Here is an 11,625-nt window from a genome sequence, read left to right as displayed (position 1 = left end):
CCTACACGCCCACATGGTTTTCGTGACGAAGTACCGGCACAAGATCTCCACGGACGTGACGCTCTGCCGCTCGACAAGCTGCCGCGCACTCGTCGGGTGACTGGGATCAGCGCGCACACGTCCTGCGGATATTCACCGACTGCCCCGACCACTGGTTCGGGCTCGGTGTGCTGCGCCCGGACCAGGTCCCCGCTGCTGGAGCAGCCGCCGGCCCGAGCGGTACATGCTGGACGGAGCTGGCGCTCCTGGGCCTGCTGGGCCGGGACGGCCGCAGCGGCTATCCGGAGCCGGCGCACGCGACCGGCCGTCCCGAATCCACGGCCCGGCACCGCGTGGAGCGGCTACGGGAGGAGGGCACGCCGCACTTCGACGTGGAGACCGTGCCCGGAACCCTCGGCTTCGAGGCGGAGACCACCCGGATGCTGAAGGTCCACCCAGCCCTGCTGGCGCGGGTAGGCGCGACCTTGGGAGCCACCCAGAGGTGCCGTTCGCTGCGGCGGTGACGGGCACGGCGAATCCGCTGACGGTGATGATCTGCAAGGACACGGACGCGCTGTACACCTACCTGACCGAGCGGATCGGTGCGGTGGACGGTGTGGGACAGGTGGAGGTGATCCCCGCCCTGCGCAGCGTCAAGCGGGCCGGGATGCTGGTGGAGGACGGGCGGCTGGTGGATCCGCCGCCCGCCCCCTGACGGCCCGCTCCCTGACGGCCGGGGCCCTCAGCGCAGTACGACACCGCCTCCCGCGTCCGTGTCCACAGGGCCCGCGACCAGGCCCAGTTCGGCCGGGGTCGCCAGCAGCGGGTGCGCCGGCATGATCCGTACGGTGTAGCCGAAGGGCCCCGTACGGTCGAGGGCGAGCGGGCCCTCGTACAGCCAGCGCCCCTCCAGGTCCGGTCCGCCGGCGGGCTTGAGCGGGAAGGCCCGCCCGCCCTGGATCACGTCCTGCGCGTCGACCCGGCCCGCGACGGCCTGTACCTCCACGTCCTCGGGGGCCAAGGCGTCGAGGGAGACCTGCACGCGCAGGGTGAGGGTGGCCCCGAGTTCGGCGGTGCCGCCGACCGGGCCCGCGGTCAGGGCCTCCACGTGCTCGACGGTGAGCTTCGGCCAGGCCGCCCGGACCCGGCCCTTCCACCAGGCGAGGTCCCGCGCCGCGTCCGGGGTCAGGGCGCGGTGGGAGAGCGCGGCCGGAGCGTAGAGCCGCTCCACGTACTCCCTCACCATGCGCCCCGCGAGCACCTTGGGCCCCAGGGAGACGAGGGTGCGCCGGACCATCTCGATCCACCGCACCGGGAGTCCGGCCTGTCCGGCCCGGTCGTAGAACCGGGGTGCGACCCGGCCCTCGATCAGGTCGTAGAGGGCGTTGGCCTCCAGGTCGTCGCGGCGGTCCTCGTCGGCGCCGAGGCCGTCGGCGGTCGGGATGGCCCAGCCGAAGTCCGGCTCGAACCACTCGTCCCACCAGCCGTCCAGGACGGACAGGTTGAGGCAGCCGTTGAGCGCCGCCTTCATCCCGCTGGTGCCGCAGGCCTCCAGCGGGCGCAGCGGGTTGTTCAGCCAGACGTCGCAGCCCGGGTAGAGCTTCTGGGCCATGGCCATGCCGTAGTCGGGCAGGAACACGATCCGGTGGCGCACGCGGGGATCGTCCGCGAACCTCACCAGTTCCTGGACGAGCCGCTTACCGCCGTCGTCGGCCGGGTGCGCCTTGCCCGCGACCACGATCTGCACGGGCCGGTCCGGGTCCAGCAGCAGACGGCGCAGCCGGTCGGGGTCGCGCAGCATCAGGGTGAGCCGCTTGTAGGACGGCACCCGGCGGGCGAACCCGATGGTCAGCACGTCCGGGTCGAGGACGGAGTCCACCCAGCCCAGCTCGGCGTCGGCGGCCCCGCGCTGGCGCCAGGAGGCGCGCAGGCGGTCCCGTACCTCGTGGACGAGCTGCTCCCGGAGCACCCGGCGCAGGTCCCAGACGTCCTGGTCGGGGATGTCCGCGACGGCGTCCCAGCGCTGCGAGCCGCCGACGGAGAGCGCGTCCTCGGTGCGGCCGGCGCCGATCTGCTTCGCGCCGAGCTTCACGACCTCGGGCGCCACCCAGGTCGGGGCGTGGACGCCGTTGGTCACCGAGGTGATGGGCACGTCGGCGGGGTCGAAGCCCGGCCACAGCCCGGCGAACATCCCGCGGCTGACGGCGCCGTGCAGGGTGGAGACCCCGTTGGCCCGCTGGGCGAGGCGCAGGCCCATCACCGCCATGTTGAACACCCCGGGGTCGCCGCCGGGGTAGGTCTCGGCGCCGAGGGCCAGGATCCGGTCGACGGGTACGCCGGCCAGTTCGCCGCCCTCGCCGAAGTGGCGGGCGACCAGGGCCCGGTCGAAGCGGTCGATGCCGGCGGGGACGGGGGTGTGCGTGGTGAACACGGTGCCGGCCCGGACGGCTTCGACGGCGGCGTCGAAGCCGAGTCCCTGCGCCCCCTCCAGTTCTCTTATGCGCTCCAGCCCCAGGAATCCGGCGTGGCCCTCGTTGGTGTGGAAGACCTCGGGGTCGGGGTGTCCGGTGATCCGGCAGTAGGCGCGCACCGCCCGGACCCCGCCGATGCCGAGGAGCATCTCCTGCAACAGCCGGTGGTCGCTCCCTCCCCCGTACAGCCGGTCGGTCACCTCGCGGGCGACGGCGTCGTTCTCCTCGACGTCGGAGTCGAGGAGCAGCAGCGGCACCCGGCCGACGCGTGCCTGCCAGACGTGGGCGTGCAGGGACCGGCCGCCGGGGAGGCTCAGGGACACCCGCGCGGGGGTCCCGTCCTCCTCGCGCACCAGCGCGACGGGCAGTTCGTTGGGGTCGAGCACCGGATAGTGCTCCTGCTGCCAGCCGTCCCGGGAGAGGGACTGGCGGAAGTACCCGTGCCGGTAGAGGAGTCCGACGCCGATGAGGGGGACGCCGAGGTCGCTGGCGGCCTTGAGGTGGTCCCCGGCGAGGATCCCGAGCCCGCCGGAGTACTGGGGCAGGGCGGCGGTGATCCCGAACTCGGGCGAGAAGTAGGCGATGCCGGCGGGCAGCTCCGCGGCCGCCTCGTGGCTCTGGTACCACCTCCCGCCGTGGACGTAGTCATCGAGGTCGGCGGCGGCGACGGCGAGCCGCCTCAGGAACCGCCGGTCCCCGGCGAGCTCGGCGATCCGCGCGGCGGACACGGCACCGAGCAGCCGGACGGGATCACCGCCGGCGGCTTGCCAGCCCTCGGGATCGACGGATTGGAAGAGTTCACGGGTCTCGGCGTGCCAGGACCAGCGCAGGTTGCGCGCGAGGTCGGCGAGCGGCGAGAGGGTCTCGGGGAGGACGGGGCGCACGGTGAATCGACGGATAGCCTTCACGCGTTCCACCTTCGCAGGGGATTACGGATCGGAGCGGCCGCACCACGCTGTGCACCGCGAGCGTCACCCTCGGAAGGCTAGCGCCGCCACCTCGCCACGGCCATGCCGCCTCCAGCCCCCCTCCACCGGCCGCCCCCTGCCGACAGGGCAGGGGTGGACATCCGTTAGTCCTATCCGAGTTGACGGAGCATCGGCAGGTGTCGAGCCGTGGTGCGCGGGCAGGCGTTCCACTACGTACGAGTAGTTAACCGAACACCCGGGTTGGGCCGGGCTGGAGTGGGAAGGGCTCCTCGGGTACAGCGCACGGCGCACCCCGGAACCGCCTCCCCGCCACCCGAGTGAACGCGGACAGGAGCGGCCATGCCCGCAGCCCAGCCGTCTTCCGAGCGGCTAGAAACAGAGCGAACAGAGCGTGCACTACCAGCTGCCTTGCCGGCTGGCCTGTTGTCACCGAGCCCTGCGAACTGCCCCCAGGTGATCCCATCATGATCGGTCGCATTCCCGTGCTGGACGTCCGCCCCGCCGTCGACTGCGGCGTCAGACCCGCCAAGGCGGTCGTGGACGAGGTCTTCGAGATTTCCGCCACCGTGTTCCGCGAGGGGCACGACGCCGTGGCGGCCCATGTCGTGCTCCGAGATCCGAGCGGACGGCTGCGGCCGCCCGTGTCCCTGTCCGAGCTCGCTCCCGGCACCGACCGGTGGGGGGCCCGGGTGTCCGCCGAGGTCGAGGGGAGGTGGACGTACACCGTCGAGGCGTGGAGCGACCCGGTGGGCACCTGGCGGGCCCACGCGGCGGTGAAGATCCCGGCCGGGATCGACACCGGGCTCACCCTCCTGGAGGGCGCCGAGCTCTACGAGCGGGCCGCCGCCAAGATCCCCAAGCGCGACGGCCGCGAGCACGTGCTGGCCGCCGCGGACGTGATGCGCGACGAGGACCGGCCCGTCGCCGAACGGTACGCGGCCGCCCTCGGCCCCCGGATCGACGCGCTGCTCGCGAAGCGTCCGCTCCGGGAGCTGGTGACGGCCTCCAAGCCGCTGCCGCTGCTGATCGAGCGCAAGCGGGCCCTCTTCGGGTCCTGGTACGAGCTGTTCCCCCGGTCGGAGGGGGCGGTGCTGGAGCCCGGCGGGGCTCCCGTCAGCGGGACCTTCACGACCGCCGCCGAGCGGCTGCCGGCCATCGCGGCGATGGGCTTCGACGTGGTGTACCTGCCGCCCATCCACCCGATCGGGAGCACCTGCCGCAAGGGCCCGAACAACACGCTGTCCGCCGGGAGTTGGGATCCGGGCGTGCCCTGGGCCATCGGCTCCACCGAGGGCGGCCACGACGCGGTCCACCCCGAGCTCGGCACCCTGGAGGACTTCGACGCCTTCGTCGCCAAGGCCCGCGAGCTGCGCATCGAGGTGGCGCTCGACTTCGCCCTGCAGTGCTCCCCGGACCACCCGTGGGTGGAGAAGCACCCGGAGTGGTTCCGCCACCGCGCCGACGGGACGATCGCGTACGCGGAGAACCCGCCGAAGAAGTACCAGGACATCGTCCCCATCCACTTCGACTCCGACATGGCCGGCATCGTCGAGGAGACGGTGCGGATCCTGCGGCACTGGATGGAGCACGGGGTCCGGATCTTCCGGGTCGACAACCCGCACACCAAGCCGGTGGTCTTCTGGCAGAAGGTGATCGCGGACATCAACAAGTCCGACCCCGACGTGATCTTCCTCGCCGAGGCCTTCACCCGCCCCGCGATGATGCGGGCGCTCGCCGCCGTCGGCTTCCAGCAGTCCTACACGTACTTCACCTGGCGCAACACCAAGGCCGAGCTGACCGCGTACGTGACCGAGCTCGCGGACACCCGCTCCGCCTCCGTCATGCGGCCGAATTTCTTCGTCAACACCCCCGACATCCTGCACGCATACCTTCAGCACGGCGGCCGCCCCGCCTTCGAGATCCGCGCGGTCCTCGCCGCCACGCTCTCCCCGACCTGGGGGGTCTACGCCGGTTACGAGCTCTGCGAGAACACCCCGGCCAAGGAGGGCAGCGAGGAGTACCTGAACTCCGAGAAGTACGAGCTGCGCCCGCGCGACTGGGCCGCCGCCGACCGCGAGGGCCGCACGATCGCCCCGCTGATCACCTCCCTGAACCGGCTGCGCCGGCGCAACCCGGCGCTCCAGCAGCTCCGCGACATCCATTTCCACCCGACCGACAACGAACAGGTGATCGCCTATTCGAAGCACGCGGGGAGCAATTCCGTACTGGTGGTCGTCAACCTCGATCCGCACCACACCCAGGAGGCGACGGTCTCGTTGGACATGCCGGTACTCGGCCTCGACTGGCACGGGTCCCTCGCGGTGCGCGACGAGCTCACCGGCGAGACCTATCACTGGGGCAGGGCCAACTACGTGCGCCTGGAACCGGGCCGCACGCCCGCGCACGTACTGGCGGCTCTGCGACCGTCCCCGCCCACCGGAGGGTCACCCATCTCATGATGATCAACGATCCCGTCCCCGACACCTTCGAGGACACCCCCGCCAAGGACCGAGACCCCGACTGGTTCAAGCGGGCGGTGTTCTACGAGGTCCTCGTACGGTCCTTCCACGACAGCAACGGCGACGGCGTGGGTGACCTCAAGGGGCTCACCGCCAAGCTGGACTACCTCCAGTGGCTCGGCGTCGACTGCCTGTGGCTCCCGCCGTTCTTCGCCTCTCCCCTGCGCGACGGGGGCTACGACGTCGCCGACTACACCTCCGTGCTGCCCGAATTCGGCGACCTCGCCGACTTCGTGGAGTTCGTGGACGCGGCGCACACCCGCGGCATGCGGGTGATCATCGACTTCGTGATGAACCACACGAGCGATCAGCACGAGTGGTTCCAGCAGTCCCGCAAGGACCCGGACGGGCCGTACGGCGACTACTACATGTGGGCCGACAACGACAAGCAGTTCCAGGACGCCCGCATCATCTTCGTCGACACCGAGACCTCGAACTGGACGTACGACCCGGTCCGCAAGCAGTACTACTGGCACCGGTTCTTCTCCCACCAGCCGGACCTCAACTACGAGAACCCGGCCGTGGTCGAGGAGATCGTCTCCGCGCTGCGCTTCTGGCTCGACCTCGGGATCGACGGCTTCCGCCTCGACGCCGTGCCCTACCTGTACGCCGAGGAGGGCACCAACTGCGAGAACCTGCCGCGCACGCACACCCTCCTCAAGGCGGTCCGCGCCGAGATCGACGCGCACTACCCGGACACCGTGCTGCTCGCCGAGGCCAACCAGTGGCCCGAGGACGTCGTCGACTACTTCGGGGACTTCCAGAAGGGCGGGGACGAGTGCCACATGGCCTTCCACTTCCCCGTCATGCCGCGCATCTTCATGGCGGTGCGAAGAGAGTCGCGCTATCCGGTCTCCGAAATCCTGGCGAAGACCCCGGCGATCCCCGACCGCTGCCAGTGGGGCATCTTCCTGCGCAACCACGACGAGCTCACCCTCGAGATGGTCACCGACGAAGAGCGCGACTACATGTACGCCGAGTACGCCAAGGACCCGCGGATGCGGGCCAACATCGGCATCCGGCGCCGGCTCGCCCCCCTGCTGGACAACGACCGCAACCAGATGGAGCTGTTCACCGCCCTGCTGCTGTCGCTGCCCGGTTCGCCGGTGCTGTACTACGGCGACGAGATCGGCATGGGCGACAACATCTGGCTCGGCGACCGCGACGGCGTGCGCACGCCGATGCAGTGGACGCCGGACCGCAACGCCGGTTTCTCCTCGTGCGATCCGGGCAGGCTGAATCTGCCGGTCATCATGGACCCGGTCCACGGGTACCAGGTGACCAATGTCGAAGCGGCGATGGCCTCACCCTCTTCGCTGCTGCACTGGACCCGCCGGATGATCGAGGTCCGCAAGGCCAACCCGGCCTTCGGGCTCGGTTCGTACACCGAACTGCCTTCGTCCAACCCGGCGGTGCTGGCCTTCCTCCGTGAGTACGGGGACGACCTGGTGCTGTGCGTGCACAACTTCTCGCGCTTCGCGCAGCCCACCGAGCTGGACCTGCGGTCGTTCAACGGGCGGGTCCCGGTGGAACTCACCGGCGACGTCCGTTTCCCGCCGATCGGCGAATGGCCGTACCTGCTGACCCTGGCGGGCCACGGCTTCTACTGGTTCCGCCTGCGCTCGGAGTGAAGTCCCGCTCGGAGTGACGACGCACGAGGGCGGGCGAATGGGTCAATCGCCCGCCCCTGTACGGACCTTTCTGACCCGACACTCGCTCACACCGGAGCAGCAAACACCGCGATCCGGGACACTCTGCGCATTCTTTGACGGCCCGGGGAAAGGACGCGACGCCATGTCGGAGGCTGCATCCGCCCGGGATCGGCTCACCGCCGACCGGGCCACCGGACTCGGGCTCGGCCCACTGGAGCCGATGCTGCGGGCCTGGCTGCCCGCGCAGCGCTGGTTCGCGGGCAAAGGCCGCGCCATCGGACGACTCAGGGCCATCTCGGCGGCCGAACTGCTCCCGCCCGGGTCGGCCCCCGGACTCCTGCACCTGCTGCTGGACGTGGACGGGGACTGCTACCAGCTCCTGCTCGGCATCCGCCCGAGCCCGCTGCCGCCGGCCCTCGCGCCCGCGCTGATCGGCCGCGCCGAGCAGGGCCCGTACGCCGGCCAGTCGGTCTACGAGGGCCTGGGCGATCCGCGGCTCGCCTCGCTGCTGCTGGAGCGGCTGCGCTCCCCCGGCACCCTGGGCCCGCTGCGCTTCGACCGGGATCCGGCCGCCGTGATCCCCGAGGCCCCCACCCCCCGGCCGCTGGCCGGTGAACAGACCAACTCCTCCCTGATCTACGGGGATTCGTACATCCTGAAAGTCTTCAGACGGGTCGGCCCCGGAGTCAACCCCGACCTGGAGCTGCCCCGGGCCCTGGCCGCGGCCGGCTGCGCCCGGGTGCCCGCGCCGGTCGCCTGGTACGAGGCCGAGCTGCCCGGCTCCGAACCGCTGACCCTGGGCGTGCTCCAGCCGTACCTGCGCGGCTCCGACGACGGCTGGCAGCTCGCGCTGCACCGGCTGCGCACCGGCGCCGACTTCACCGCCGAGGCGCACGCGCTGGGCCGGGCCACCGCCGAGGTGCACAGCGCGCTGGCCGGGGCCCTGCCCACCATCGCCCTGGGCCCGGAGCAGACGGCCCGGCTGGCCGCCGGGATGACGGCCCGGCTCGCCGCCACCGCCCGCGAGGTACCGGCCCTGCGCCCCTACGAGGCGGGGCTGCGCGGCGCCTTCGACGCGCTGGCCGCCTCCCGCGGGGCCGGGGTGCCCGCCCAGCGGATCCACGGGGACCTGCACCTGGGCCAGACCCTGCGCACCGCCGACGGCAGCTGGGCACTGATCGACTTCGAGGGCGAGCCGGCCCGGCCGCTGGCCGACCGGCGCCGCCCCGAACCGGCGGTCCGGGACATCGCCGGGATACTGCGCTCCTTCGACTACGCGGCCCGCTCGCACCGGCCGTTCGCCCCCGCCTGGGCGGACGACTGCCGGGCCGCCTTCTGCGAGGGCTACGCCCGCACGACCGGCCGGGACCCGCGCGAGGACCCCGTACTCCTGCGCGCCTACGAGACCGACAAGGCGGTGTACGAGGCCCGCTACGAGTCCCGGCACCGGCCCGACTGGCTGCACGTGCCGATGGCGGCCATCCGGCGGCTTTCGGAGCCGCAGCGTCCCCCCTCCCACCGCACGCATCCCCCCGTCCCCGGATCCACCACCCCCCACCACCCGAAGCCCCCGAGGAGGCCGCTCGCGTGAGCGCCGCACGACAGCCGTCACCGACCGTCCGCGACGAGGCCACAGCCCCTGTCACCGGCGCTGCCACAGCGGCCCCTGTCACGGGCTCAGCCCCCGTTCGCGAACCCGTGAAGAAGGCCCGGGCCCCCAGGGCACGGCGGGAGGCCCCGCCGCGCGGGGTCCGGCCGGTGCCGGCGCTGGGCGCGGAGGAGCGGGCCCGGCTGCTGGAGGGCCGCCACCACGATCCGCACGGGGTGCTCGGGGCCCGTACCCGGCGGGGCGGGGTGTCCTTCCGGGTGCTGCGTCCGTACGCGAAGGCGGTCACCATCGTCGCCAAGGGGCTGCGGGCCGAGCTCCTGGACGAGGGCGACGGGCTGTTCGCCGGGCTGCTGCCGCTGACCGGGGTGCCGGACTACCGGCTGCTGGTGACGTACGACAGCGACGAGGTGGAGGTCCACGACCCCTACCGGTTCCTGCCCGCACTCGGCGAGCTCGACCTGCACCTCATCGGTGAGGGCCGGCACGAGGAGCTGTGGACGGCGCTCGGCGCGGAGCCGATGGAGCACCAGGGCGTGGCGGGCACCCGGTTCACGGTGTGGGCGCCGAACGCGCAGGGGGTACGGGTCAGCGGGGACTTCTCGTACTGGGACTCGGTCGCCTACCCGATGCGCTCGCTCGGGGCGACCGGCGTGTGGGAGCTGTTCCTGCCCGGCGTCGGCGAGGGCGCCCTGTACAAGTACGACATCACCCGCCCGGACGGCTCGCACACCCTGCGCGCCGACCCGATGGCGAAGCACGCCGAGGTCCCGCCGGCCAACGCCTCGGTGGTGACGGCCTCCTCCTACGTCTGGCAGGACGCCGAGTGGATGGCCTCGCGCGGGGAGCGCCCGCCGCACCAGGCCCCCTTCTCGGTGTACGAGCTGCACCTGGCGTCCTGGCGGCCCGGCCTCTCCTACCGGCAGCTGGCCGAGCAGCTGCCCGCGTACGTGACGGAGCTCGGCTTCACGCACGTGGAGCTGATGCCGGTCGCCGAGCACCCCTTCGGCGGCTCCTGGGGCTACCAGGTCACCGGCTTCTACGCGCCGACCTCCCGGATGGGCACCCCGGACGACTTCCGCTTCCTGGTGGACGCGCTGCACCGGGCCGGGATCGGGGTGATCGTCGACTGGGTGCCGGCGCACTTCCCGCGCGACGACTGGGCGCTCGCCGAGTTCGACGGGCGGCCGCTGTACGAGCACCACGACCCGCAGCGGGCCGCGCACCCGGACTGGGGGACGCTGGAGTTCGACTACGGGCGCCGGGAGGTGCGGAACTTCCTGGTGGCCAATGCCGTGTACTGGTGCCAGGAGTTCCACGTGGACGGGCTGCGGGTGGACGCGGTGGCCTCGATGCTCTATCTGGACTACTCGCGCAAGGACGGCGAGTGGACCCCGAACGAGCACGGCGGCCGGGAGAACCTGGACGCGGTGGCGATGCTCCAGGAGATGAACGCGACCGTCTACCGGCGCTGCCCGGGCGTGGTGACGATCGCCGAGGAGTCCACGGCGTGGCCGGGCGTCACCCGGCCCACCGACGGGGGCGGGCTCGGCTTCGGCCTGAAGTGGAACATGGGCTGGATGCACGACACGCTGCGCTACGCCTCCAAGGAGTCGGTGCACCGCAAGTACCACCACCACGACATGACCTTCGGGATGGTCTACGCGTTCAGCGAGAACTACGTGCTGCCGATCTCCCACGACGAGGTGGTGCACGGCAAGGGCTCGCTGGTGTCGAAGATGCCCGGCGACTGGTGGCAGCAGCGGGCGGCGCACCGGGCGTACCTGGGCTTCATGTGGGCCCACCCGGGCAAGCAGCTGCTCTTCATGGGGCAGGAGTTCGCCCAGGGGTCGGAGTGGTCCGAGACGTACGGGCCGGACTGGTGGCTGCTGGACTCCTCGTACGCGGCGGCCGGTGACCACCGGGGCGTACGCAGCCTCGTGGGCGACCTGAACCGCACCTACCGGGCGGCGCCCGCCCTGTGGGAGCGGGACACGGTGCCGGAGGGGTTCGCGTGGGTGGAGGCGGACGCGGCGGAGGACAACGTCTTCGCCTTCCTCCGCTTCGCGCAGGACGGCTCGCAGCTGCTGTGCGTCTCGAACTTCTCGCCGGTGGTCCGGCACGGGTACCGGATCGGCGTCCCGGAGGAGGTGCCGCTGTGGCGGGAGGTGCTGAACACCGACCTGGAGTCCTACGGCGGCAGCGGCGTCCACCACACCCAGCCGCTGCGCCCCGAACCGGTACCGGCACAAGGCCGCCCGGCCAGCCTGCGCCTGACCCTCCCGCCGCTGGCGACGGTCTGGCTCCGGCCCCTGCCGCGGCGGTAGCCGCGAGCCCCCCTTTCCCGTTCCCGACGGACGGGCCGGAGGCCCTCGCCACCCCCGTGAGCGAGGGCCTCCACCTCATGGAGCACGGGGTGGCCCAGTGGCCGGTTCGGGTCGCTGCGATCGTGTGAGGGGGATCACGCAC

The 11,625-nt window shown here is 72.0% G+C and carries 7 protein-coding genes; 6 read left to right on the top strand and 1 reads right to left on the bottom strand.

Features of this window, described 5'->3' with window-relative positions; all coding sequences use genetic code 11:
- Nucleotides 1–167 precede the first annotated feature (167 nt).
- Both OG247_RS29300 and OG247_RS29295 read left to right on the top strand, forming a co-directional pair.
- The gene (locus OG247_RS29300) at nucleotides 168–503 is read left to right on the top strand and encodes a hypothetical protein (protein WP_327255017.1); all 336 of its coding nucleotides are present in this window, start codon (nucleotides 168–170) and stop codon (nucleotides 501–503) included.
- The gene (locus OG247_RS29295) at nucleotides 500–694 is read left to right on the top strand and encodes a hypothetical protein (protein ID WP_327255016.1); all 195 of its coding nucleotides are present in this window, start codon (nucleotides 500–502) and stop codon (nucleotides 692–694) included. The genes OG247_RS29300 and OG247_RS29295 overlap by 4 nt, the downstream gene beginning before the upstream one ends.
- 27 nt (nucleotides 695–721) lie before the next feature.
- Here the strand turns inward: OG247_RS29295 and glgP are convergent, their stop codons facing one another.
- The gene (gene glgP / locus OG247_RS29290; protein WP_327255015.1) at nucleotides 722–3,358 is read right to left on the bottom strand and encodes an alpha-glucan family phosphorylase; all 2,637 of its coding nucleotides are present in this window, start codon (nucleotides 3,356–3,358) and stop codon (nucleotides 722–724) included.
- A gap of 485 nt (nucleotides 3,359–3,843) precedes the next feature.
- Here glgP and OG247_RS29285 point away from each other — a divergent pair, with 485 nt between their 5' ends.
- The 4 genes from OG247_RS29285 to glgB all read left to right on the top strand — a co-directional run bounded on the left by OG247_RS29285 (nucleotide 3,844) and on the right by glgB (nucleotide 11,483).
- Entirely contained in the window at nucleotides 3,844–5,838 is a 1,995-nt protein-coding gene (locus OG247_RS29285; protein ID WP_327255014.1) for an alpha-1,4-glucan--maltose-1-phosphate maltosyltransferase, read from the top strand.
- Nucleotides 5,835–7,529 carry a maltose alpha-D-glucosyltransferase gene (treS, locus tag OG247_RS29280; protein WP_327255013.1) on the top strand — a complete coding sequence of 565 codons (1,695 nt, stop codon included), beginning with the start codon at nucleotides 5,835–5,837 and terminating at the stop codon, nucleotides 7,527–7,529. The genes OG247_RS29285 and treS overlap by 4 nt, the downstream gene beginning before the upstream one ends.
- Nucleotides 7,530–7,692: 163 nt before the next feature.
- A complete protein-coding gene (locus OG247_RS29275; RefSeq protein ID WP_327255012.1) occupies nucleotides 7,693–9,141 on the top strand; it encodes a maltokinase N-terminal cap-like domain-containing protein in 1,449 nt (482 codons plus the stop codon).
- Nucleotides 9,138–11,483, top strand: coding sequence for a 1,4-alpha-glucan branching enzyme (glgB, locus tag OG247_RS29270; protein WP_327255011.1), 2,346 nt, complete (start codon nucleotides 9,138–9,140; stop codon nucleotides 11,481–11,483). The genes OG247_RS29275 and glgB overlap by 4 nt, the downstream gene beginning before the upstream one ends.
- Nucleotides 11,484–11,625: the final 142 nt, after the last annotated feature.

The organism is Streptomyces sp. NBC_01244 (assembly GCF_035987325.1).
Lineage (GTDB): Bacteria > Actinomycetota > Actinomycetes > Streptomycetales > Streptomycetaceae > Streptomyces.
This window is presented reverse-complemented; position numbering and strand designations above follow the sequence as displayed.

Excerpts from the sequence above, each read along its gene's own strand:
- OG247_RS29285 (WP_327255014.1), top strand. The coding sequence starts at position 3,844 with ATGATCGGTCGCATTCCCGTGCTGGACGTCCGCCCCGCCGTCGACTGC.
- treS (WP_327255013.1), top strand. The coding sequence starts at position 5,835 with ATGATGATCAACGATCCCGTCCCCGACACCTTCGAGGACACCCCCGCC.
- OG247_RS29275 (WP_327255012.1), top strand. The coding sequence starts at position 7,693 with ATGTCGGAGGCTGCATCCGCCCGGGATCGGCTCACCGCCGACCGGGCC.